Genomic DNA, 22300 nt, shown 5'->3' on the forward strand with positions numbered 1-22300 from the left:
ACCCGAGCCGGTTTATGCTGTCGGGCTGGAGGATGTTCAGTTCGTGGCGATTCCCGACGGTTTCAAAGACGAGATCAAGACGCGCATCCGCCCATCCGAGCTGATCGGGCGTACGGTGCCGCTCAAGCGGCAGGGCCGCGAGTTCGTCGGATTGTCCCCCTTCAAGAAAGAGCGCACGCCCTCGTTTTTCGTCAATGACGAGAAGGGCTTCTACCATTGCTTCGCCAGCCAGGAGCATGGCGACATCTTCACCTGGCTTCAGAAAACCCAAGGCCTGAGCTTCATGGAAGCGATCGAGGCCCTGGCTCAGGAAGCCGGGCTGGAAGTGCCGCGCATGGAGCAGCGCGACCCCCAGCAAGAACAGCATCGCAAAACGCTTCTCGACTGGATCGCGCTCGCTCAGGAGTATTTCACACGCTCTCTTTATGCGCCTGAAGGCGAAGAGGCGCGACTTTATCTCGAACGCCGCGGGCTCAGCCGATCCGATATGGAGCGCTTTGGTCTGGGGTTTGCGCCCGATAATCGCCGCGGCCTGACCCGTGCGCTGATCCAGAAGGGCGCGAGCGCGCAAGACTTGTCGGACGCCGGCCTGTCGATCCTGCCCGATGATGGCGGCGAGCCTTATGACCGGTTTCGCGGCCGGGTGATGTTTCCGATCAAGGATGCGCGCGACCGGCTGGTGGCGTTCGGCGGCCGGGCGATGAGCAAGGACGTTCGCGCGAAATATCTCAACTCGCCCGAGACAGAGTTGTTTCACAAAGGCTCGCTGCTCTATCGCTATCCCGAAGCGCGCGCCTTCGCCCATGATCCCAAGGTGAAGGCCAAGGGCCTGATCGTGGCGGAAGGCTATATGGATGTGATCGCCTTCGCCCGCGCCGGGTTGGGCCAGGCCGTGGCGCCGCTCGGCACGGCGCTCACGGAAAACCAGCTGCGTTTATTATGGCGCGCCGGACCGGAGCCTGTGGTGTGTCTGGACGGCGACGCGGCGGGCACGCGGGCCGCGGCGCTGGCGGCGGAACGCGCGCTGGAATTGCTGGAACCGGGGCGCACGCTGCGCTTTGTTTTCCTGCCCGATGGCCAGGACCCCGACGACCTGTTGCGCGAGCGCGGCGCCCAGGCGCTGAAAGACGCCATCGATGACGCCAAGCCGCTGATCGACGTTTTATGGCGGCGTGAAGTGGAGCTTGAACCGCTGGACGACCCTGACCGCCGCGCCGGTTTCCGTAAGCGGATCAAGGCGCTGGTCGCCAAGATCAAGGATCCCGACATCAAGGCGGAATACCGCGCCGAATTTGATGTGCGCATCGATGCGCAGTTCGGGCGTACGCCCCAGGCCGGGTTTCGACCGGATCGAAACCGGGGCGGATATACAGGGCGCGGCGCCGGTCGGCGCTTCATGCCGCTGCAGCCGCCGACCGCCGAACTGGTGGCGCAGCGCAAGCATAAATCGCCGTCTGCGCCCTTGCGTCAGCTGCTTCTGGCGGTGATCGAACACCCCGAAATCGCTGAGGCCGAGGCCGAGACATTGCTGCAAATCTCGTTCGGAACGCTTGACAGCCTTAGGGACGCGATTCTAGACGCGTGTTTCTCTGGGGAGTCTCTGCCTGTCGGCGGACTGCGCGATGCGTTGTCTCGACGGGGTTTCGGCCCCCAACTGACACGGTTGGCTGTGGACAAAGCGCCCATGCGCGCCAGTCTTGGGGGGAGTGAGGCTGATGCTGACAGCCGGCTTGAGGCTTGGCGCAGGCTTTCGGCTTCTTATATGGAAAGAGTTGCGCAAGACGCTCAGGACCGACCAAGACACGCCGACTTCTTTGAAGAGGGTGATTCTGACGCCCTCAAAAATTACCTCGTCGCGGAGCGGCGGGGTCGACAGCGCTAGCGCGCGCCCACGCCGCCCTTTGTGCGCGCAGCCAATGAAATCCTCCGGGAGCATGATCACCGAATGAGCAAAGCCGCCGCTGAAAACGCTGAAGCGACCTCTGAAAATCAGGACGGCCCGCTGCTGGACCTGACTGATCAGACCGTCAAAGCCATGATCAAAACCGCGAAAAAACGCGGTTATGTGACCCATGACGAGCTGAACAAGGTCCTGCCGAGCGAAGAATTCAGCTCCGAGCAGATCGAGGACATCCTCGCCCAACTCTCCGAGATGGGGATTACGGTCGTGGATTCCGAAGAGGATGCGGACACCGACGCGTCCGGCGCCGAGGCTGATGACGAGGAGGACGAGGAAAAGTCCACCGCCGTCACCAAGAAAGCCAAGGCGGATGTCGTCGCCGGTCAGAACACCACCTCTGCGCAAGACCGCACCGACGACCCGGTGCGCATGTATCTGCGCGAGATGGGTTCGGTCGAGTTGTTGTCGCGCGAGGGCGAGATCGCCATCGCCAAGCGCATCGAGGCGGGCCGCAATGCGATGATCCGCGGGCTGTGCGAAAGCCCGCTGACCTTTGAAGCCATCATGGTCTGGCGCGACGAGCTGCGCGAAGGCCAGGTCTTGCTGCGTGACATTATCGACCTGGACGCCACCTATGGCGGCGTGCGTGAAGACGCTACCGCGGTGTCTGAAGATGATGAAGACGGCGAAGGCGAGGGTGACGAGGCCAAGGCCGATGACGCCGACGCCAAAACCGATGACGAGTCGTCAGACAGCGAAGACGGCGAAAAAGCCGAAGGCGAGTCCGAAGGCGACAGCGACGACGATGATGATGATGACGGCGCGAACATGTCGCTTGCCGCCATGGAGGCCGAGCTGCGCGACGGGGTCATGGAGACCCTGGACGCCATCGCCACCGATTTCGACGTCTTCCGTCAGCTGCAGGACCGTCTGGTCTCCTCGCGCCTGTCCGGCAAGCATCTGAGCGACAAGGACCAGGCCGCCTATGACGATGTGTTCGAGCGTATCGTGGCGAACCTCAATTCGCTGCACCTGAACAACGCCCGGATCGAGGCGCTGGTCGAACAGCTGGACGCCATCAACAAGAAACTGATGGGCCTTGAAGGCAAGCTGTTGCGCATGGCGGAAGCCCATGGCGTGCCGCGCACGGACTTCCTCAAATCCTATCAGGGCCATGAGCTTGATCCTGACTGGCTGAAAGACATGTCCGGCAAGACCAAGGCCTGGACGCGCTTTGTCGAGCGTGAAGAGAAAGAGGCGGGCGAGCTGCGCGAACAGATCGCCACTCTGGCTCAGGAATCCGGCGTTCCGATCGATGATTACCGCCGCATCGTCGCCACCGTCCAGAAAGGCGCCCGCGAAGCCCGCGTCGCCAAGAAGGAAATGGTGGAGGCCAACCTGCGCCTGGTGATCTCCATCGCCAAGAAATACACCAATCGCGGCCTGCAATTCCTCGACCTCATCCAGGAAGGCAATATCGGCCTGATGAAGGCGGTGGATAAGTTCGAATATCGCCGCGGCTATAAATTCTCCACCTACGCCACCTGGTGGATCCGTCAGGCGATCACCCGCTCGATCGCCGACCAGGCGCGCACCATCCGTATTCCGGTGCACATGATCGAGACGATCAACAAGATCGTGCGCACCAGCCGTCAGATGCTCCACGAGATCGGCCGTGAGCCGACCCCCGAAGAGCTGGCGGAAAAGCTCTCCATGCCGCTTGAGAAAGTGCGCAAGGTGATGAAGATCGCCAAGGAGCCGATCTCCCTTGAAACCCCGATCGGGGATGAGGAAGACAGCCATCTGGGCGATTTCATCGAGGACAAGAACGCGGTTCTGCCCATCGACGCCGCGATCCACTCCAACTTGCGCGAAACCACCACTTTGGTGCTCGCCTCGCTTACTCCGCGTGAAGAACGCGTGCTGCGCATGCGCTTCGGCATCGGCATGAACACCGACCACACGCTGGAAGAAGTCGGCCAGCAGTTCAGCGTGACCCGCGAGCGGATCCGCCAGATCGAAGCGAAAGCGCTGCGCAAGCTCAAGCACCCGAGCCGCAGCCGCAAGCTGCGCTCCTTCCTGGACAGCTAGAGCGCTGGCGACAGACAGACATGAAAAGCCCCGCTGGAAACAGCGGGGCTTTTTGCTGCTCGGGGCGCAACCAATGGGGCGGCGGGGCGTTTGGTTCTTAAGCGCCTTTTCTTTTCCTGCGCCCTGCGCAAATCTTGCCGGATGAACCCTCTGACCCTGTTCCGCTCTCTCGTCCTGTTGATCCTTCTGGCGAGCGCCTGTGCGCTGTGTCCAGAGACTGCGTTCGCGCAAGCCGAAGGCGGTGAGGCGGGCGGCGAGATCACGCTTGAGACCGACGCGCCGTCGGACGCCGCCATCGCGCAACGCATAGCCACGATCTTTGGCGAGATCGACACCCTGTCCGGGGTCGAAATCAGTGTTGAGTCAGGCGTCGTCACCCTGACGGGGGAAACCCTGACCGCCGACGCCGCCAGCCGCGCCGAGGCGCTGGCGCTTCGGGTCGAGGGCGTGGTGACGGTGGAGAACCGGATCGACCGTGATCTGTCGGTCTCCACCCGCGTCGCGCCCGCCATGGGCGAGTTGGAGACGACGCTGCAAGACCTTGTGCGGATCATTCCGCTGCTGGCCTTGGCGATGGCGGTGTTTCTGGTCCTTGGCGGGGTCGGCTGGCTGTTAAGTCGCTGGGACGGACTGTGGCGGCTGCTCGCGCCCAACAGCTTTGTGGCCGATCTTCTGGGCTCCACGGTGTTCAGCCTGTTCGTGGTGTTCGGACTGGTGTCGGCGCTGACCTTGCTGGACTCCACGGCGTTTCTCGGGGCGCTCTTGGGCGCGGCGGGCGTGATCGGTCTCGCGGTCGGGTTCGCGGTCAAGGACACCATCGAGAACTACATCGCCTCGATCATGCTGTCGGTGCGCCAGCCGTTTCGCCCTAACGACCATGTGGTCATCGACGGGCAAGAGGGGCGGGTGATCCGTCTCACCTCGCGCGCCACCGTGTTGATGACGCTGGAGGGCAATCATCTGCGCCTGCCCAATGCGCTGGTCTTCAAGGCGGTCATTCTCAACTACACCCGCAATCCCGAGCGCCGGTTTGATTTCACCCTGGGCGTGGACCCCGAGGATGATCCGTTATCGGCGCTCGAGACCGGCCTTGAGGCGCTCAAGACTTTGAGCTTCGTCATGGCGGAGCCCGATCCGGCGGCCGGCATCCGCGAAGTGGGCGATTCCACCATCAACCTCATTTTCTCCGCCTGGATCGACCAGACCGACGCAGATTTTCTCAAATCCCGTTCGGTGGCGATTGCGACCGTCAAGGCGGCGCTGGATGAGGCCGGCTTCACCTTGCCTGATCCGACCTATCGCCTGCGGATTGACAGCGGCGTCTTGCCGACAGCGGCGGCGAAGCCCAAACCCGAGCCCGACACAGACCGCGCACCCGTACGACCAGCCAAGACGCCGAGCGCTGAGATCACGGACGTCGCGCCTGACACATCGCTGGCCGAACGCGTCGAGGAAGAGCGCCGGGAGGCGAAGTCGGGCGATTTGCTGTCAGAAGACGCGCCGAGCGAATAGGCGAGGGCGAGCCCCTCGGCCTCAACTCACACCGTAAAGGATATCCCATGAGCCAGTCAGACCTGACCGTCCGGGCCGCGCGCCCCCGCGACGCCGCCGCAATCGCCCGTCTGTCGCGCGAACTCAATGAAGTGGTCGGCGATTCAACCGAGCACTGCACGCCGGAAAACATCAAGACCACCCTGTTCGGTCATGACGCCAGCTTTCACGTGCTGGTTGCGGCGGCTCAGGATGGCGAGCCCATCGGCTATGCCGTCTGGCACGCCTATTACGATTCTGGCCATGGCGGCGCGGGCGCCTGGCTGGCCGAAGTGTGCGTGGGCAAGGCCGGCCGCGGCGAGGGCGCGGGCCGCGCCCTTTTTGAAGCCGTGGTCGAGGATGTGCGCGAAAGCCCGGCCACCTTCTTGATGTGGACCAGCTCTGAAACCGAAGCCGCCGAAGCGCTCTATGAAAGCTCGGGCGGGTTCGCGAAACCGGTGAGGCGCTGGGAGCTGAACGGGCTATAGGGGTGGGCGGCCAGCGTCATACTCCCTTCACCTTGAGGGTTTGTCATTAGGGAGTGAGGCTCTCACCGTGCTAGCCGGGATAAGGATAGGGGGGGATTGCATGCTCAGAACAGGCTTGATGATGCTGGCGCTGTCGACCGCGCCGGCCCAGGCGCAAGAGGCTCCCGCTCCGCGTCTCGAGGCGGTGGACGCAGCGGTCATTCCGATCATGGACGAGGGGCAGTTTCCCGGCGTGGCGGTGGCGGTGCTGGAGAACGGCCAACCGGTGCACGTGGGCGAATATGGCTTTGCGAGCCTGGAGCATTCCACCCCCGCAAGCGCAGCTACCGTGTTCGAGCTCGCCTCGCTCACCAAGCATATGACCGCCCTGATGGTGCTCAGCCTGGCTGAAGAGGAGCGTCTGTCGCTCGATGATCCGCTCTCCTTCCATGTCGCAGACACGGCTGAAGCCTGGTCCGCCATCACGATCAACCAGCTTATGAGCCATATGGCCGGTCTGACGCACCGGTTTGAGGCCATGCCCAATGGCCAGTTCCAGATCGCCTATTCCACTGATCAGATGCTGGCCTCAGCGATCGAGACCCCGCTTCAATCAGAACCGGGCACGGACTGGAGCTATTCTGATCAGGGCTATTTCCTGTTGGGTCTCATCATCGAGAGTGTCACCGGGCAGTCCTTCGAGACGGCCCTGAGGGACAGGTTCTGGGCGCGGCTGGGCATGGATCAGACACGCATGCTCGACCAGTCCGCCATCGTGCCTCATCGCGCGGAGGGTTATGGCGTGTATGACGGTGAGCTGGCGCGCAATCGGCGGGTCTGGCAGTTCGGCCTGACCTCGCATTTCGGCGTCACTTCATCACTCAACGATCTGATGATCTGGGAGGCCGAGCTGGATGACCCGAAGGTGCTTGATTCTGCTGTCATCGCGCAGGCCGCCGAGATCCAGCGCGCTTTTGATGCGGGCGAAAGCTGCGAGCGCTGGGGCTATGCGCGCGGCTGGTGGAGCCATGATGTGGAGGGTCGCCAGATCACCAGCCATGCCGGTTATTCCGGCACAGCCTATGTGCGAGACATGACGACGGGGCAGTCCGTGATCGTCTTGACCAATCGCGAGGACGGGGAGGGGCTTGTCTCTCCCATGGCGATCGCCTGGGCCGCAGGCCATGCCGCCGGAATGGACGTGCCAGAAGGCGGCCTGACCTGCTGGCGCTAGGTCTTTACCCGCAACAAGACCCGCTGCTGGGCGCATGCGGGGAGGGTAATGTGAACGGATCGCCGGTTTCCTGACGCGGGGCGTCATTGGCGGGCGCGGGGCGCAGTTCGACCGTGGCGGAGACGAATTTGAGACCGTCCAGTTTCTCGATCAGGGCGTCATCACTGATCGCCAGCGGGCGGTGATCGACGAGCTCCGGCGCGTCAAAGCCGGTGTCCTCGGCGATGGCGAGAAAATCTGACCAGGCCAAAGCGCCAGCCAGGCATTCGCCATAGAGCACCGGGTCGGTGCGCAGGTCTTCCGGCACGGCGCGCTCGGCGTAGACATCCGCGAAATGCATCACACCGTCAGGCTTCAGAAGATGACGCACGCCCGCAAACACCGCCGGTTTGTCAGTGGAGAGATTGATCACGCAGTTTGAGATGATCAGATCAAAGCTGCCCGCTTCAAGGTCGAGCTGGTCGAGCGCCTCGATATAGCCCTTGAGGAAGCGGGTGTTGGGTTTGGCATAGCCGAAGCGATCGGCGTGCCAGGTCTCATGCTCAAGCGCGACGGCAAGCTGGTTGTCGGTCATGTCGACGCCGACGACTTCGCCGGTTTCGCCCACCAATTGGGCCAGCAGGAACACGTCGCGCCCCGTGCCGCAGCCCAGATCCAGCACGCGCTTTCCTGTGATGTCCTCGGGCGCGATCAGGCCACAGCCATAGTATTTGTTCGCCACGTCGGGATGAATGTTTGTCAGCGCGTCGCGGATATGGGGTTCGGGCGCGGAGATCTCGCAGCAGGCGTCTGATTTCAGATCGCCGCTCGATTGCAGCACGTCGCCATAATAATCCCGAACCTGTTCGCGCATGTCTGACTTTCCAAGCCGCCGCTGAATTGATGCGGGACTGTTTCAGATTTACCCCTCAGGGTCGAGACACAGACTGGTGAGGTTTAAGGAGACGCGCACATGCCGCAGACGGTGCTGGAGATCGAAACCCGCGGGCCCGGCCTGTATGAGGTCACTCGCGATGCGGCGCGGTTCGTGGCGGCGTCGGGCATGGACGAGGGGCTTCTGACCTGTTTCGTCCGCCATACATCGGCGTCGGTCGTGATCCAGGAGAACGCCGACCCTGACGTGCAGCGCGATCTGCAGGCGTTTTTCGCGCGGCTGGTTCCGCGCTCGGATGATCCGTCGATGGCTTGGCTCAGCCACACCACCGAAGGCCCGGACGACATGCCCGCCCATATCAAGTCCGCGCTGACGGCGGCTTCAGTGGGCGTGCCGGTCAGCGGCGGCCGGTTGATGCTCGGGACCTGGCAGGGGCTCTACCTGTTTGAGCATCGTGACCGGCCGCATATCCGGCAGATGGTGCTGCACCTTTCGGCCTAGCTCGCCGCTTTCTTCCGGCGCAGCAGACGGCGGAAGCCGATGACGACCCCTGAGATCACCGGCACTGCGATCACCAGCCAGGGCAGGGCGCCGGCGAGGAACAGGATCAGGCTGGCGACGGAATTGGCGAACACCTCGCCCATTTCCTTGAACGCGCGCCCGATGGGATTGAAGGTTTCAGGCTCCACCACCTGACGCTCGGCCTGATAGTTCAGGGTCAGCATGGAGGTGTTCACCCGCTGGCGCAGGGCGGCCAGAACGCTCGCCTGGGCGTCGAGATTGGCCTGCACGTTCGCGAGCTCCCGCTCCACCGCCAGCAGATCACTGAGATCGCCGTCGCGGGTCTCCAGCAGCTGTTGCAGCCGGTCGCGCAAGGTGGTCTGGGCCGCAACGCGCGCGGCAGTGTCCACGATGCGCGTGGTCAGATCCTCGACCGAGGTCTGGTCTGACAGCACCTGGCCGCCCAGCTCTTCGGTCTCGCCTTCAAGCCCGGCGCGGAACTCAACGATCCAGTCCGGCGCGGCGCGCAGCTGCAGATAGGCGCTGGGGCGCGGCCCGTCGGCATTGTTCACCTGCGCGCGGATCACCTGGCAGGTCGCGGGACCCGCGGTCTGACACGCCGCCACATGGCTGGCCTGTGTGGCCGCCAGAACCTCGCCCGGCAGCTCGAGGCTGGTTTGATAGGTGTAGGCCAGCAAGGGCGCGGAGACGTCCTGCGGCGCGGTCTGAGCGGCGCCGGAGCCTGCGACCGTCACGGCCTCTGACCGGGCGCGCATGGGGGCGGGGGCCGCCTGCGGGGCCTCCATCATCGCCATGTCATCGACCATATAGCCTTCGGAATCGGTGGTGTAGCTCGATTGTTGATCGCAGCCGACCAGCGCGGCGCTGGCGATCAGTATCAGTCCTGTGGTCCGAACCATGTGGTCTCTCCCCTCAATTCGCCCGTGTGAACCTTATCATGCGCAGAGCCTAGCTGAACCGGAGTTGAAAGGGCGCGGCGATTTCAAGGCGATTGCGAGGCGGCGCCGGCGGCGCGCTCGCTCAGCGCCTGCGTCAGTTCGGCGGGTGCGCCCGCGCCGCTATTTGCTAGTCTGGCGCAAAGCGCGGCGCTCTGATTCGCGCCGCCTCGCCAAGGAGCTCGCCCATGACCACCGCCCCGCTCGGATCCAAAGCCAATCCCAGCAAACACGATTGCCTGCCCGATCTCGCCGATGACGAGCCCTATTTCGTCATTCGCGCCGACGACCCGCTGGCCAACGCGCTTGTGGAGCTGCACGCCTATATCGGCGCGGGCCAGGCGGGCGCCGCCCATAACAAGCTGGCGGAAATCATGGAACTGACCCGCGAACAACCGCCGCGCCCCGCCGGCAGCCCCAAATACCGCGAAACCTTCGCCATCTCCCTGTCCATGGAAGCCTGGCGCGGCCAGCACCCGAAATAAAGGCCGGAGCGGCGCGCGGAGTGTCCCGATGGGAGTCATGAGAGTCTCATCGGGGTGACTCCTATGACGACTACCATGACTCTCACGCCTCTGATGGCGGCGGAACGGCGTCTGTGAACCCTGAGAAAGAACGCCGCGGAGTCTAGCGCCGTCCAAGGCGAGGGGGATTGGGGGCGTCTGAGGCTCTCGCCTGTCCCCCGTTTTTTCCTCTGTCCCGGACTTGGTCCGGGACCCAGAGATCATCCAGCGCCGCGCATCCGGCTCTGGACCCCGCCTTCGCGGGGACAGAGACTAAGAGTCTCTTCCTTCGGTCCTCGGACTTGATCCGGGGACCCATACCCAGCCGAGCCGCCGCATGGACCTCCGGGTCAATCCCGAAGGCCGAGAGGCTGGGGGCAATTTCTCCACCATTCCCACCTTGGACAAGCTGGAGAGGCTAGAGATACGTTCAGTGAAAGTCTTCTATAATCAAAAATTAGTGAGGATCTAATGTGGCAGAAATTGATCAAATATTGGATTTATTCGACCAACGCGCGGCGTTGCGGCAGCTTCCATTCTAGAATATCTCGTGCTTGCAAACCCATCTCACGAAACAAACCAGTAACACCTTCATCAAAATAAATTTGAAGGCCGAATTTATCAATTAAAATAGCTTGGTGACTACTAGTCTCTGATAGCTGTTTCGCGTGGAGATGAACCGTCTTTGTAAATTCACCTGTTGTAATAATTAATATAACTTGTGCTTTGTAAAGCACCGCCATTCCAATTTCTTTTGCCAATGCAGATACAGGCACCTTAGCCATATTCTTGCATTGTACCATCCAGCGGTGAAAATGGGTGTCAGCGCCCTCAGCAATAAGATCAACCTCCGCACCATTGTTTTCTGATCCGCGCTCTCGGAAGGCTACAGGCGTAAGCCCGAGTTCATACAAAATACGTACCGAGAGGGTTTCAAGCGCAAGACCTTTAACGCCCGTATCGTCACTGCTAAGCTCCTCAATAATTTGAGTTATCGGTCGCGACAAATGGTTTCGCACTTCTCCAGGAATTCCCGCGAGGTCTGCAAGGCCTAAATATTCTGGATCAAGTGACACCAACTTTTCTGTTACACTTACTGTTCCTGAGGCTCCTCCTCTGCCACGTCCTTTGCTTCTCCCCCCTTTGGTTTCAGAATGCGTTATCCAACCATCCATAACTAAAGGATTGATTATAGCTTTCCTTAAATCGTCTGTTCGTCCAAATACAGTAGGGTGCTGGGCTTGGCAGAGGGCACGAAGGTCTTTTACGAATACATCTCGCACGCCATTAATTTCAAAGTCACGTCGGAGCGTTGAAGCAAACACTTTTTGCCGGTCAGAAAGCGCAATCGCATCATCCGCGTCATCGACGGAAGTTCCGATAATTGCCTTTAGTTCATCGTTATTGATATTGTATCCACTCTTCGGGAGAACATTAGCCTTACGCAGCCATGACAATAAGATCAGGTGGTTTTTTGAGCTAGTTGAAATAGGGCCCCCTGCCTTTGTCACAAATCCATAGCGATTCAACTCCTCCGCGAGGGACGTTTTATTGATGGCTCTGCCGCCCTTCTCCATTGACCGGATTATGCGAAGAATCTCGGTGCCATTGAGAGTTAAGAGGATGTGTTTGGCGAATGAACGATTAGCTTCAAATTCCGAAGGTAATGAAAGAAGGTGAGCTCCAATATCTGTAAGGTCCTCAGTCTTTTCGTCATAAATTTTAAAGCTATCCATCCCAATTAAGACATTGCTAGCAAGCTGCTTTTGTTGAAGCCGTCGGAGCTGAGGGTCTGACTGTTTTTCAGCAGCATTGTAAAAATAATGGCTTCGTATTGCCTCGACTTGCGCATCCCGTCCCGAATTCTCGCTAACAATCCTCAGTACAATCTGTAGACTAACTGGATTGTTTTTAGGAGCCCCAGGGCTAAATTCATTTGCAATAGGAAGAATTAGCGAAGGCTTACCCGTCCCGCCTGATGAATCTATGCGACCTTCGTTTCCCACTTTCCTATTCTCCGAATTTGCGTTGCTAGTGCCTTTCCAAGTGCTTCAGCTAATACTGGTGGGACTGCATTTCCAAGTTGGCGCCATTTTTTATTTACATCTCCAACTAGAAAATAGTCGTCAGGGAACGTCTGCAGCCGCTTCACCTCCTCAATTCGAAGGATCCTATTTCTCCAGTGGAGAGGTCCCATATTATTGGTACGTTTGGCCTGAATAGTCCAAGATGGGAGACTTGGGCTTAGCTTTAAAAGGTAAGTCCAATAGCGAGAGCGCCATTTAAACTGGGGGTTTGGATAACCGCGCTCAGCAGTAAAATAAAGGTAGTTCTCACCAGGGGGTAATTCTTCCAAGAGGTGCTTGTAACGGCCACCAGCTGTATGACCCCAGCTATCAGCAGCCTCGTCGGTATCGATGTCATTCAAAACATCACCTGCCGTCGCCCAAGGCTTCAATTCTGGATTGTTCGGTTCTTTATCATGCGTTGGAGTAGGAAATTGAAAGGCAGCATCACCGAGTAGCCCTACAATAAAACATCGCTCTCGGATCTGAGGCACGCCATAATTGGCCGCATTCAAGACTGCCCAGGTCACCTGATACCCAAGTGCCTGGGCCCTTTCAATTACAGAGTCCATTGCCGGGCGGTTATTGCGGTAAGTCAGCCCTTTGACATTCTCGATCACGAATGCCAACGGTTTTACGATTGAAAGCGCGGTGAGAACTGAGCGGAAGCTTCCCGCGCCAGTGGGGTCATCAAAGCCTTTTGGTAGATCAGTGCGCCAAAAGCGGGATTTAGAGAAAGGGGGACAGGGCGGCCCGGCAGCCAGCAGACTGATAGGAGCATCGAACCGCTCAAGCCAAGTCCGCATGTCAGCCTCTGTCCAACTGATGAGATCTTCGCATCGTACTTCAGCGTCGGGAAAGTTTGATTTGAAGCTCTCTACGCAGTCTTTATCGTTGTCCACTGCTCCAACAGTAGTAAAGCCTGCGCGTTCAAGACCATAGTCAAGTCCACCACATCCGCTGAACATAGAAATTGATCGTAGTGCTACGTTAGCGTTAGTCATGCGATTGCCTCTAGGACCTTAACAATTACTGGAGCTGCAAGCTTAGGTGGAACAGCGTTGCCGATTTGTCGCACGCGGTCGCGACGACTTCCTGCAAACCGGTATCCGTCAGGAAAACTTTGGATGGCCGCGAGCTCTGGGGTTCTTAGCCTACGTGTATCCCAATGAAATGGGCCCGTCCAAGGACCTGGTGAAGCCGCTACGGTCCAAGACAGTTTTTCTGGGTGCAGCTTAAGTAGAAAGTTCCAAAAACGGCTTTCCGCTTCGAATGATGGGTTGGGGTGCCCAGCCCATGCGGTAAGTGCTTTATAGTTCCAGCCGGGGGGCACGTCAGCCAGATGATGCGCGTAACGACCTGAGATTAACTCCTCACGTTCAAAAAATTCATCTCCAGAATATGCGGCGATTGCCTCTCCAACGCTGACAAAAGGCTTCAGGAAAATCGAGGGTTCCTCTGAGTGGGTAATCTCCGGAATTTCCGGGGTTTGTGACCGGGCTCCATAAATGAATACACGCTGGCGTTTCTGTGGGACCCCAAACTCAGCACTGTTACCTTTAAATATTGCTACGTTCATTCCGGCGTCCTTCATTACATCTATAAAGAATTCGGCCGTCTCTTTGTTGCGTGGGTGAAAAATGCTAGCCACGTTTTCAAGGACAAATCCGTCAGCTTTCGCTTCGATAACAAGACGCGCGAACTCCAACAGAAGATTTCGTCGTTCATCTGGGCGAGGCTCGGTTATTGAAGGGGGCCTTTTGTAAACTGAATCATCACCTCTATAGAACGCCAAGCGAAGCTTCAGGTCTTCGCCGGGATCAGTCCAGTAGGCATTTTTCGAAAATGGCTGACAGGGAGCGCCTCCGACCACCAGAAGTGGATCTGACTTATCTAAGCCAGCCATTTCTCGCATTTGTTGTCCGCTAAAATCAAGAACGCTGCCCTCATGTACCGAGTGGCTAGAATCAGCGTGATTCATCCGTAACGTTTCGCATGCTTTACGGTCGATTTCTACCGAAAGGCGAAGGTCCGCGCCCGCGATTTTACTAGCAATACCAAATCCACCGGCACCGGCAAAAAGATCAATCACTGGCAGCAAGGCGTCGCCCCTAGGAAGTCTAAGAAGTTGGTATTTTGGGTAGCTAACTTGGTAAGCAAGCAAAATTCTGGATAATCAAGGCTATTCGATTCGCAACAAAATCCGAAGCTTTAGGAACAACAGCTGGTCACCCACAGATGCCACAATGCGTTCCTATTATGTTCGCGTCAAGGCTTGCTGCAGGCGTCTCTGTGATCAGAGCAGAGTGTATCCGGTCGATCCCGGATCGCTACGCGTCCGGGATGACGGGTATTGAGAGAACGGAAAGAAGCTGTATTCCCGGGCGAGCATCGCGAAGACCCGGGACCTCTCTCCGTTTAAAGCGCCAAGTTCTGATGGAGCCCCCGGCTCAGCGCTGCGCTTGGCCGGGGTTTCAGTATGGGGGAAGAGGAAGCCCCCCTTCACCAACGCCCCCTTAATCCCCACATGACAAATATGTCAGTGCGAAACGGGTGTTTTTTCTGTCGCAATCGAGTATACCGCAGTGCAACAGACTCATTTTCATGACGAGGGCGGCATGCAACTCACCATGATGAAGACCAAGCTTCACCGCGCCGCGGTGACGCAAGCGGACCTTCACTATGAAGGCTCCATCTCCATCGACCAGGACCTGCTGGAAGCGGCGGGCATTCTGGTCAATGAGCAGGTGGATGTCCTGAACATCAACAATGGCGAACGGTTCACCACCTACGCCATCTCCGCCCCGCGCGGCTCCAAGATGTTCGGCATAAATGGCGCCGCGGCGCGGCTGGCCCAGCCCGGCGACCGCATCATCGTGGTGGCCTATGCCGGCATGGCGGCCGAAGAGGCGCGCCAGTTCGTGCCCACCGTGGTGCTGCTGGACGAGAACAATGACGTGGTCAGCGTCGAGGAAGGCTCCGGCCGCAAGCTCGACGCCGCCTAGTTCAGGCCGGGTGAAACACGAAAAAAAAGCCCCGCCGGGATCCGGCGGGGCTTTTTTCATGCGCCCCAAAGAGCGCATGGTATTTGAAGGATTTAATCAAACAATGCGTCGATGGAATCCTGGTCCATGGCCAGAAGGTCATCGACATTGTCCTGACCCACTTCGGGTCCGCCAATGGCCGGGCCGTTGAGGTGGAGCTTGGCTTTGCGCTCTTCCTCGGCCTTTTCATTAGCGGTGGCCTCGGCGTCGTTCACGCCCATGGTCTGGGCGAAGCGCGCCACCCGCTCTTCGATATGCTTGAGCGAGCTGACCACCTTGGACACGCGTTGACCGGTGAGATCCTGGAAGGAGCACGCCTCGATGATTTTGGTCATCGAATCGGAGACCTCCATCTTGTAGGCGTCCAGATCTTCCGTTTCGCTGCACATGAGCGTTTCAGCTTCGCTCATGATGGTTTCCGTCGCCCGTTCGGTGTCGGCGATCAGCGCTTCCAGTTCGGCGCCCGCGCCCGGAAGCCGGGAATCGCGGATGTCGTTGGGGCGCAGATGCGCGATTTCATCACGGGTTTTCGCGATGTAATCGGCGATGGAATTGAATTCGGCGTGGATCGACTTGTCCAGGGACCCGAAAAACATCTGCATGGTGTCGGTGAGCTGCTGCGCCATGCGCAACACCTCGATCAGCTGTACGTTTTCGAGATCGGAAACTTTCACCGACTCCAGAGACTGGCGTACCCGTGCGGCGACTTCTGCGGCAGGCATGTCGGTCTTCCTTTCACTCCAGCCCTAGCGGGACTTCAACAGCACCACCCCTAACGACGTGTTAGTCATGAGGGGCGGGACGAAGCCCTCGCCCTAGAATTCGCCGATGACGGCGGTCATCTTGGCTTTTAGCGTTCCGGCGTTGAACGGTTTTACGATATAATTGTTCACGCCGGCTTTTTTCGCTGCGATCACGTTCTCGGTTTTGGATTCCGCTGTGACCATGATGAAAGGCGTGGCCTTGACGGATTCGTCAGCGCGCACTTTCTGCAGCAGTTCATAGCCGGTCATCGGCTCCATATTCCAGTCGGAGATGACCAGGCCATATTTTTTCTTCTTCATCTTTTCAAATGCTTCGGTCCCGTCCGAAGCTTCGTCCACATTCTCGAACCCGATCTGCTTGAGCAGGTTCTTGATGATGCGAACCATGGTTTTGTAATCGTCCACCACCAGGATCGGCATCGTCATTTCGACAGCCATGACCCTTCCTCCATCCAATTAACGACCATAGCTGAACCCCTCAAAGCTCCTGATTGAGGGCTCAGTACAAAACTGACAGTAGACAAGCGCGGTCAAAATTCGGTTAAACACGCGCCGCAAGTGGAAAGGCAGTGACACATGAGTGATTTTGAGGGCTACGGCATCAACGAGCTGGAGGTGGGGCAATCTGCTGAAATCACGCGGCTCGTGGATGATAATACGGTGAAGCAATTCGCCGAGGTTTCCGGTGATTTCAACCCGCTGCATATGGATGAAGCCTATGCCGCCCGCTCTCCGTTTCGGGGCCGGATCGCCCATGGCGCACTGGTGGCGAGCTTTATTTCCTGCGTTCTGGGCAATCATCTGCCGGGGCCGGGCGCCGTGTTCGCAGGGATGACGATGCGGTTTGAACGTCCCGTGCGGATCGGCGATACCGTGATCGCGCGCGCCACTGTCACAGAGGTGGACATCAAGGCGCGCCGGGTGAAACTCGCCTGCGTATGCGAAGTGGAAGGCCAGACCTGTATGGAAGCCGATGCTGAAGTGATTGTCCGCAAACGCCGCAAGAGCACGGCGTAAGGCGTGTCGGTTTATCACGGCTATACGGACCTGCCCGAGGTGTCGCGCGGCTGCGTGGCGGCGCTGGGCAATTTTGACGGCGTGCATCGCGGCCATCGCGCCGTGATCCAGACCGCCTGCGCGTTCGCCAAAACGCTGGACGCGCGCTGCGCCGGGGCCGTGTTCAGCCCGCATCCGCGCCAGGTCTTTGCGCCGGATGCGCCGCCCTTCCTGTTGATGAACGACCATCAGCGGGCGCGCGCCCTGAAAGAGGCGGGCGCTGAAGCGGTGTTTCACATCCCGTTTTCAAAGGCGATGGCGGCGATGACGCCCGATGCGTTCGTGCGCGAGGTGCTGGCCGAGGGGCTGGGTCTGAGAGGCGTGGTGACCGGCGCGGACTTCTGCTTTGGCAAGGACCGGGCGGGAGATGCGGCGGCGCTGAAAGCGCTGGGCGCCCGGTATGGCGTCGCGGTCGAAATCGCAGAAGCGGTCAATCTGGACGATGCGTCGGGCAAGATTTCCTCGACCAATGTGCGCAACGCCTTGCGCGACGGCGATGTGAAGACCGCTGCAGCGCTGCTGGAGCGTCCTTTCGCCATTGAGGGCGTGGTGTCCAAGGGCGATCAGCGCGGGCGCCTTTTGGGTTTCCCGACAGCCAATATCGGCCTGGGCGAGTATCTGCGTCCGAAGTTTGGCGTCTACGCCGTGCGCGCGCATTTGCCGTCTGGCGACAGTGTCGCCGGCGTCGCCAATCTTGGCTCGCGTCCCACAGTGCAGGGGACTGAAGCGCGTCTAGAGGCGCACTTGTTTGACTTTGAGGCGGACCTTTACGGGCAGATTCTGGAAGTCGATCTGATCGACTTCATCCGCCCCGAGCAGAAGTTTGACGGGCTCGACGCGCTGACCGCGCAAATCGCGGCGGATAGTGCGACGGCGCGGGAGATTCTGGGGGTTTAGATCCCGTTCTAACGCTGAAACCCCGGCCAAGCGTAGCGCAGAGCCGGGGCCTCCATCAGATAAGGCGCTTAAAGCGGAGGTAGGTCCCGGGTCATCGCTTCGCTCGCCCGGGAATTCAGGCATCCTCCCGCCGGAAAAACCGCACCACCGTGTCGCCCGCTTCCAGCGTGTCGATCAGGTCCCAACCGGGCGCGTCGACCTCGACGCCCTTGCGCTCTTCGAGCACGGCGAGGGCGTCGTCCGTCACCCAGGCGCCCTCAATGAGTTTGGCGAGGGCGATATCGCCGAGCCCCTTGTCATAGGGCGGGTCGAGAAACACCAGATCAAACGGCGTTCCGACCTTTTCCGGCTTGGGGCCGAGATCGGTGGCGCTGCGGCGATGCAGCTTGGTGCAGCCGAACAATTGCAGCGCGTCCACATTGCTGCGGATGGCGCCGCGGGCGGCCGGATCGGTCTCCACAAACAGCGTGAAGCTCGCCCCGCGGCTGATCGCTTCAAAGCCCAGAGCGCCCGAGCCTGCGAACAGGTCGAGCACACGCGCTCCGGCAAGCTCAACGCCCCAGGGCGCATGGGTGAGCTTGTTGAACACGCTTTCGCGGACGCGGTCGGTGGTCGGACGGGTGGTGTCGCCCTTGGGGGCGATGATGGCGCGGCCCTTATGGACGCCGGCGACGATCCGCATCACGCTTGCCTTCGCTGGGTTTGCCGCCGGACTTTTTCGGGTCGGCGCGTTTGGATTTGGGTTTTTCATTGGCCTTGGGTTTGGCTTTCGCCCAGCCCTTGGCCGATTTGGACTTGCCCGCGGGCATGATGGAATCCGCGTCTGGTCCTGACTTGTGTTTGCTGCTGGTGGATGGGCCGCGAGAGGCCGGACGCACCGCGCGCGGCTTGGCTTTCGCCGTTCCGGTGCGGGTGTCGGGCTGGGCGGTCTCGCCGGGTTTCAGCGGCAGGCCGCCATTGTCGAGCGGATAGAGCTTGCCCAGCTGGTCGCGCAACACGCCCAGCTTGGCTTCCGACACGTCGCCGCGTTTCAGCGAACCGAGCTGGAAGGGGCCATAGGCCACGCGCATCAGCCGGTTCACGGTCAGTCCGACGCTTTGCAGCACTTTGCGGACTTCGCGGTTCTTGCCTTCCTTGATGCCCACGGTCAGCCAGACATTGGCGCCGGTCCGGCGATCCACGCTGACCTCGATCGGGCCATAGACGACGCCGTCCACGGTCGTGCCTTTTTCCAGCTCGGCGAGCGCCTTGTCGGTGGCGTGGCCATAGGCGCGCACGCGATAGCGGCGGGTCCAGCCGGTGCTCGGCAGTTCCAGCACCCGCGCCAGCTCGCCGTCATTGGTCAGCAGCAGCAGGCCTTCGGAATTCAGATCGAGCCGCCCGACCGAGATCACACGGCCCATATCTTCAGGCAGGGCCTGAAACACGGTTTCGCGGCCTTGCGGATCGGAATGGGTGGTCAGAAGGCCCACAGGCTTGTGATAGCGCCAGACGCGGGTGGGCGGGCGGGCGCCGATGGATTCGCCGTCCAGCCGCACATCATCGCCCGCGCGCACCTTGAAGGCTGGGGTTTTCAGGGTTTCGCCATTGACGCTGACCCGGCCCGCTTCAATCAGTTTTTCAGCCTCGCGGCGTGAGGCGATGCCGGCATGGGCCAGCACTTTGGCGATGCGTTCGCCGCTGTCTTCAGGCGTGTCAGGGGTAGACGGGGTGTCTGTCAAAACTTGCCAGCGCTCCAGGCCAGAGGTAAGGCCCGCTCATGACGACGCAAAACTCGACGCCAGAACAGGATCGTGAAACGGGCTTTATGCGGCGAGCGCTGGGTCTAGCGCAAGCCGCGGCTGCCGCGGGCGAGACGCCTGTGGGCGCCGTGATCGTCGATCCCGCGACCGACGAGATCGTCGCAGAAGCCGGCAACGCCCCGATTTCAGAGCATGATCCCACAGCGCACGCTGAAATTCGCGCCCTGCGTCTGGCGGCGCAACAGCTTGGCAATTATCGGCTTACCGGGCTGGAGCTCTATGTAACGCTGGAGCCGTGCGCCATGTGCGCGGGCGCGATCAGCCACGCCCGTATTGGCCGGGTGGTTTATGGCGCGTCCGATCCCAAGGGCGGGGCGGTGGATCATGGCCCGCAGTTTTTTGCGCAGCCCACCTGTCATTTCCGCCCGGATGTGACCGGCGGCGTTCTGGCGGACGAGTCGAGCGCCATGCTGAAAGCGTTTTTCCGGGCGCGGCGGAAAAAGCGCCCTGCCTCCTAGGCCCAGCCAAACCACATCATGAAGCCGCGGATGGCGCCCAGTGGAGCCAGCGCTAGATCAAAGATCAGCCAGAGCCATTTGACCATCATGGCGTCGCGCACCACGGCGGTAATCCAGCCCGCCAGCGCCACAACGCCCAGGCATCCGCCGCCGAAACAGCCGCCGCGTTCTCTGACTATGATCATCATCGTGATGTGCTCCTGTCCCGAACGCCGTCATGAAACCATGTCGGCGTTCGGCAGGTCGGGATCAAGACTTGGATTTGGGAGGTTGCATGGGGGACGCAGCGTCGTCGCCCTGGCTCTCGTTCATTTCCATTTCCATGTCATAGGCTTCTACCGTGGCGTAGACCTCGCCCATATCGGTGAAGACATACGCCTCGCTGTCATCGCACACATGCCCCGGTGCGAACGTATCCGCGAGAATCTGTGCGGCCTCGTTGGCGTCGCTGATCTGGCTGGCGTCCACCACGAAGAGCGGGCAGGCGACACGCTCGTAACTGTCCGGGTTGAGCGCGGTGATCACCAGATGGTCCTGGCGCTGGTCTTCGCCCGAATCCGGGCCGCCATTGGGGTCCACATCCATGGACGGGCCTTCGCTGACATAGCGATGGATGGTGGCGTAAGCGCCGCTCTCATTGCGCCGCCATTCCATGGTGGAATGATAGCCGCCGAACAACAGCGTGGCGGGCGGCGTATAAAACTCGGTGCGCTCGCTGCCATTATAGGCGTAGGCGATGCCGCTGCCATGCTCTGTGGAGTGCAGGAAGATGCTCCAGCTGTCATGGGCCGCGCAGGCGGTCTCCCAGACCGGCTCTCCGGGGAGTTGATAGCTGGCGCAATTATCGATCTGGAAATAGACGCTGCCAGGCTCGCTTTGAGCCCATGCGGGCGCGGCGAGGGCGGATACAGCGCCAAGCGCCAGAAATGTACGAAGCATGGAAACGTCCCCTGTGAGTTGAGGCTCCATCTTCACCCGTTGCCCCGCAAACTCAAGCGTTTGTCAGCCGCAGGTTTAATCCGGCCTGAACCCCTGGCCACTCTTCAGGCAGGATGGAGAAGAACACGGTGTCGCGCCGGTCGCCGCGCCAGGTGCGCGAATGCGAACGCAGCGTGCCTTCACGGATCGCGCCCAGTTTCAGCATGGCGGCTTGGCTGCGCTCATTGAGGTGATGGGTTTTTAGCTCCACACGCTGCGCGCCGCAGCCAAAAGCGCGTTCGAGCAGCAAGGATTTGCACGCCGGATTGGTGACGCCGCCGCGATAGGGCGCGCCATACCAGGTCCAGCCGATCTCAACGCGTTGATTGTCCGCATCGATCTGCAAGAAGGCGGTGTGCCCGGCATAGGCGCCGGTCGCTTTCGACCAGACGGCATGGCTGATCTGGGTGCGGTTCGCCTGGCCTTGCAGCATCAGATCAAACCAGGGATCAAAATACGGCCCGTCGCCGCGCTTGGTGGTCAACGCCCAGATCGTCTCCTCCTGCGCCAGCGGGCGCAGAGCTTCGCGATGCTGATCGGTCAGGGGCTCAAGCCTGACATGGGCGTTTTCGAGAATTTGCGGATCAAGCTGCATGGGCGCTGCTCAGGTCGAGCATCATGAAGATGTTGAAATCGGTTTCCTGATAGCCGCCAAAAGGCGGGCAGTGTGTGAAACCCAGCTTGGCGTAGAGCGCGACCGCCGCCTGGAAGCCCTGGGTGTTGCCGGTCTCCAGCCACAGCTTTTTCAGGCCTTTTTGGCGCGCCTGTTCGATCAGATGCACCATCAGCGCGCGCGCCGCGCCCTGACCCCTTGCGGCCTCAGCCACGTGCATGGACTTCACCTCGCCGTCTGTGTCTGACAGGGTTTTGAGCGCCACCACGCCCAGCAGCGCGCCGTCCTTGCGGGCGCTCCAGAAGGTGATGTCCGGCGTTTTAAGCCCCGCCACATCCAGAAAATGACAGGTGTCTGGGGGGGATTCCTCCAGCGCGAACGCGGCGTGAGTCTGCAGGAGGGTGGTGACGTCCGGACGGGCGGGATCATCGATTTGAATGTGCAGCGCAGTCATGGACCAGGCCTTTCCTCCCACAGAATGCTGCAGATGCTAGCACATCGATCCATGGGCGCCATTGTGACGCAGGGTTTTAAGGGTGGATTTTCGCGCCGGGATGACGATAATT

24 protein-coding genes are annotated in these 22300 nt (G+C 60.2%); 11 read left to right on the top strand and 13 right to left on the bottom strand.

Annotated elements, in window-relative coordinates:
* Positions 1-43 precede the first annotated feature (43 nt).
* From dnaG to G405_RS0111025, 5 genes are all read left to right on the top strand, one after another.
* The gene (dnaG, locus tag G405_RS15840; RefSeq protein ID WP_022701577.1) at positions 44-1882 is read left to right on the top strand and encodes a DNA primase; all 1839 of its coding nucleotides are present in this window, start codon (positions 44-46) and stop codon (positions 1880-1882) included.
* A gap of 63 nt (positions 1883-1945) precedes the next feature.
* A complete protein-coding gene (gene rpoD / locus G405_RS0111010; protein ID WP_022701578.1) occupies positions 1946-3991 on the top strand; it encodes an RNA polymerase sigma factor RpoD in 2046 nt (681 codons plus the stop codon).
* Between the two features lie 141 nt (positions 3992-4132).
* Positions 4133-5503, top strand: coding sequence for a mechanosensitive ion channel family protein (locus G405_RS0111015; RefSeq protein ID WP_022701579.1), 1371 nt, complete (start codon positions 4133-4135; stop codon positions 5501-5503).
* A 47-nt stretch (positions 5504-5550) separates the two neighbouring features.
* Positions 5551-6009 (top strand): GNAT family N-acetyltransferase, encoded by a 459-nt coding sequence (locus G405_RS16615; RefSeq protein ID WP_022701580.1) that lies wholly within the window; start codon positions 5551-5553, stop codon positions 6007-6009.
* 100 nt (positions 6010-6109) lie between these two features.
* Positions 6110-7222 (top strand): serine hydrolase domain-containing protein, encoded by a 1113-nt coding sequence (locus G405_RS0111025; protein ID WP_084683466.1) that lies wholly within the window; start codon positions 6110-6112, stop codon positions 7220-7222.
* Positions 7223-7226: 4 nt separating this feature from the next.
* Here G405_RS0111025 and G405_RS15850 read toward each other — a convergent pair whose 3' ends face one another.
* Positions 7227-8075 carry a methyltransferase domain-containing protein gene (locus tag G405_RS15850; RefSeq protein WP_022701582.1) on the bottom strand — a complete coding sequence of 283 codons (849 nt, stop codon included), beginning with the start codon at positions 8073-8075 and terminating at the stop codon, positions 7227-7229.
* Positions 8076-8174: 99 nt separating this feature from the next.
* Between G405_RS15850 and G405_RS0111035 the strand changes: the two genes are divergently transcribed.
* A complete protein-coding gene (locus G405_RS0111035) occupies positions 8175-8597 on the top strand; it encodes a secondary thiamine-phosphate synthase enzyme YjbQ (protein ID WP_022701583.1) in 423 nt (140 codons plus the stop codon).
* Here G405_RS0111035 and G405_RS0111040 read toward each other — a convergent pair.
* The gene (locus tag G405_RS0111040) at positions 8594-9517 is read right to left on the bottom strand and encodes a DUF4349 domain-containing protein (protein WP_022701584.1); all 924 of its coding nucleotides are present in this window, start codon (positions 9515-9517) and stop codon (positions 8594-8596) included. The genes G405_RS0111035 and G405_RS0111040 overlap by 4 nt on opposite strands.
* A 224-nt stretch (positions 9518-9741) precedes the next feature.
* Between G405_RS0111040 and G405_RS0111045 the strand changes: the two genes are divergently transcribed.
* Positions 9742-10038: an aspartate decarboxylase gene (locus G405_RS0111045; RefSeq protein ID WP_022701585.1), complete on the top strand. Its 297-nt coding sequence runs from the start codon at positions 9742-9744 to the stop codon at positions 10036-10038.
* A gap of 518 nt (positions 10039-10556) precedes the next feature.
* Here the strand turns inward: G405_RS0111045 and G405_RS16835 are convergent.
* The 3 genes from G405_RS16835 to G405_RS16845 are packed head-to-tail and all read right to left on the bottom strand — an operon-like array spanning position 10557 to position 14214.
* The gene (locus tag G405_RS16835; RefSeq protein WP_156861481.1) at positions 10557-12062 is read right to left on the bottom strand and encodes a restriction endonuclease; all 1506 of its coding nucleotides are present in this window, start codon (positions 12060-12062) and stop codon (positions 10557-10559) included.
* Entirely contained in the window at positions 12041-13126 is a 1086-nt protein-coding gene (locus tag G405_RS16840; RefSeq protein ID WP_028284744.1) for a DNA cytosine methyltransferase, read from the bottom strand. The genes G405_RS16835 and G405_RS16840 overlap by 22 nt, the downstream gene beginning before the upstream one ends.
* Positions 13123-14214: a DNA cytosine methyltransferase gene (locus G405_RS16845; RefSeq protein ID WP_233346053.1), complete on the bottom strand. Its 1092-nt coding sequence runs from the start codon at positions 14212-14214 to the stop codon at positions 13123-13125. Before G405_RS16845 ends, G405_RS16840 begins: the two co-directional genes overlap by 4 nt.
* 526 nt (positions 14215-14740) lie before the next feature.
* Between G405_RS16845 and panD the strand changes: the two genes are divergently transcribed.
* Positions 14741-15127, top strand: a complete 387-nt coding sequence (gene panD, locus G405_RS0111060) for an aspartate 1-decarboxylase (RefSeq protein WP_022701587.1) — start codon at positions 14741-14743, stop codon at positions 15125-15127.
* A gap of 92 nt (positions 15128-15219) precedes the next feature.
* Here the strand turns inward: panD and G405_RS0111065 are convergent, their stop codons facing one another.
* Both G405_RS0111065 and G405_RS0111070 read right to left on the bottom strand, forming a co-directional pair.
* Complete coding sequence (locus G405_RS0111065; protein WP_022701588.1) at positions 15220-15888, bottom strand: protein phosphatase CheZ; 669 nt, start codon at positions 15886-15888, stop codon at positions 15220-15222.
* Positions 15889-15981: 93 nt separating this feature from the next.
* Complete coding sequence (locus G405_RS0111070) at positions 15982-16368, bottom strand: response regulator (RefSeq protein WP_022701589.1); 387 nt, start codon at positions 16366-16368, stop codon at positions 15982-15984.
* A gap of 138 nt (positions 16369-16506) precedes the next feature.
* Between G405_RS0111070 and G405_RS0111075 the strand changes: the two genes are divergently transcribed.
* Both G405_RS0111075 and G405_RS0111080 read left to right on the top strand, forming a co-directional pair.
* A complete protein-coding gene (locus G405_RS0111075; protein ID WP_022701590.1) occupies positions 16507-16947 on the top strand; it encodes a MaoC family dehydratase in 441 nt (146 codons plus the stop codon).
* Between the two features lie 3 nt (positions 16948-16950).
* Positions 16951-17883 (top strand): bifunctional riboflavin kinase/FAD synthetase, encoded by a 933-nt coding sequence (locus G405_RS0111080; RefSeq protein ID WP_022701591.1) that lies wholly within the window; start codon positions 16951-16953, stop codon positions 17881-17883.
* 115 nt (positions 17884-17998) lie between these two features.
* Here the strand turns inward: G405_RS0111080 and rsmD are convergent, their stop codons facing one another.
* Positions 17999-18565, bottom strand: coding sequence for a 16S rRNA (guanine(966)-N(2))-methyltransferase RsmD (gene rsmD / locus G405_RS0111085; protein ID WP_022701592.1), 567 nt, complete (start codon positions 18563-18565; stop codon positions 17999-18001).
* Complete coding sequence (locus G405_RS0111090) at positions 18540-19604, bottom strand: pseudouridine synthase (protein WP_022701593.1); 1065 nt, start codon at positions 19602-19604, stop codon at positions 18540-18542. The genes rsmD and G405_RS0111090 overlap by 26 nt, the downstream gene beginning before the upstream one ends.
* 86 nt (positions 19605-19690) lie before the next feature.
* On the opposite strand from G405_RS0111090, the gene tadA reads away from it, so the two are divergent.
* Positions 19691-20143: a tRNA adenosine(34) deaminase TadA gene (tadA, locus tag G405_RS0111095; protein WP_022701594.1), complete on the top strand. Its 453-nt coding sequence runs from the start codon at positions 19691-19693 to the stop codon at positions 20141-20143.
* Here tadA and G405_RS0111100 read toward each other — a convergent pair.
* The 4 genes from G405_RS0111100 to G405_RS0111115 all read right to left on the bottom strand — a co-directional run bounded on the left by G405_RS0111100 (position 20140) and on the right by G405_RS0111115 (position 22188).
* Entirely contained in the window at positions 20140-20331 is a 192-nt protein-coding gene (locus tag G405_RS0111100) for a hypothetical protein (RefSeq protein ID WP_022701595.1), read from the bottom strand. The two genes, tadA and G405_RS0111100, sit on opposite strands and share 4 nt — an antisense overlap.
* 61 nt (positions 20332-20392) lie before the next feature.
* Positions 20393-21082, bottom strand: coding sequence for a hypothetical protein (locus tag G405_RS0111105; protein ID WP_022701596.1), 690 nt, complete (start codon positions 21080-21082; stop codon positions 20393-20395).
* Between the two features lie 52 nt (positions 21083-21134).
* Positions 21135-21716, bottom strand: a complete 582-nt coding sequence (locus tag G405_RS0111110) for a GNAT family N-acetyltransferase (protein WP_022701597.1) — start codon at positions 21714-21716, stop codon at positions 21135-21137.
* Complete coding sequence (locus tag G405_RS0111115) at positions 21706-22188, bottom strand: GNAT family N-acetyltransferase (RefSeq protein ID WP_022701598.1); 483 nt, start codon at positions 22186-22188, stop codon at positions 21706-21708. The genes G405_RS0111110 and G405_RS0111115 overlap by 11 nt, the downstream gene beginning before the upstream one ends.
* Positions 22189-22300: the final 112 nt, after the last annotated feature.

Source organism: Oceanicaulis alexandrii DSM 11625 (genome assembly GCF_000420265.1).
GTDB lineage: Bacteria > Pseudomonadota > Alphaproteobacteria > Caulobacterales > Maricaulaceae > Oceanicaulis > Oceanicaulis alexandrii.

Coding starts and splice junctions, on each gene's coding strand:
- rpoD (WP_022701578.1), top strand. CDS start 1,946: ATGAGCAAAGCCGCCGCTGAAAACGCTGAAGCGACCTCTGAAAATCAG.
- G405_RS0111015 (WP_022701579.1), top strand. CDS start 4,133: ATGAACCCTCTGACCCTGTTCCGCTCTCTCGTCCTGTTGATCCTTCTG.
- G405_RS16615 (WP_022701580.1), top strand. CDS start 5,551: ATGAGCCAGTCAGACCTGACCGTCCGGGCCGCGCGCCCCCGCGACGCC.
- G405_RS0111025 (WP_084683466.1), top strand. CDS start 6,110: ATGCTCAGAACAGGCTTGATGATGCTGGCGCTGTCGACCGCGCCGGCC.
- G405_RS15850 (WP_022701582.1), bottom strand. CDS start 8,075: ATGCGCGAACAGGTTCGGGATTATTATGGCGACGTGCTGCAATCGAGC.
- G405_RS0111035 (WP_022701583.1), top strand. CDS start 8,175: ATGCCGCAGACGGTGCTGGAGATCGAAACCCGCGGGCCCGGCCTGTAT.
- G405_RS0111040 (WP_022701584.1), bottom strand. CDS start 9,517: ATGGTTCGGACCACAGGACTGATACTGATCGCCAGCGCCGCGCTGGTC.
- G405_RS0111045 (WP_022701585.1), top strand. CDS start 9,742: ATGACCACCGCCCCGCTCGGATCCAAAGCCAATCCCAGCAAACACGAT.
- G405_RS16840 (WP_028284744.1), bottom strand. CDS start 13,126: ATGACTAACGCTAACGTAGCACTACGATCAATTTCTATGTTCAGCGGA.
- panD (WP_022701587.1), top strand. CDS start 14,741: ATGCAACTCACCATGATGAAGACCAAGCTTCACCGCGCCGCGGTGACG.
- G405_RS0111065 (WP_022701588.1), bottom strand. CDS start 15,888: ATGCCTGCCGCAGAAGTCGCCGCACGGGTACGCCAGTCTCTGGAGTCG.
- G405_RS0111070 (WP_022701589.1), bottom strand. CDS start 16,368: ATGGCTGTCGAAATGACGATGCCGATCCTGGTGGTGGACGATTACAAA.
- G405_RS0111075 (WP_022701590.1), top strand. CDS start 16,507: ATGAGTGATTTTGAGGGCTACGGCATCAACGAGCTGGAGGTGGGGCAA.
- rsmD (WP_022701592.1), bottom strand. CDS start 18,565: ATGCGGATCGTCGCCGGCGTCCATAAGGGCCGCGCCATCATCGCCCCC.
- tadA (WP_022701594.1), top strand. CDS start 19,691: ATGCGGCGAGCGCTGGGTCTAGCGCAAGCCGCGGCTGCCGCGGGCGAG.
- G405_RS0111100 (WP_022701595.1), bottom strand. CDS start 20,331: ATGATGATCATAGTCAGAGAACGCGGCGGCTGTTTCGGCGGCGGATGC.
- G405_RS0111105 (WP_022701596.1), bottom strand. CDS start 21,082: ATGCTTCGTACATTTCTGGCGCTTGGCGCTGTATCCGCCCTCGCCGCG.
- G405_RS0111110 (WP_022701597.1), bottom strand. CDS start 21,716: ATGCAGCTTGATCCGCAAATTCTCGAAAACGCCCATGTCAGGCTTGAG.
- G405_RS0111115 (WP_022701598.1), bottom strand. CDS start 22,188: ATGACTGCGCTGCACATTCAAATCGATGATCCCGCCCGTCCGGACGTC.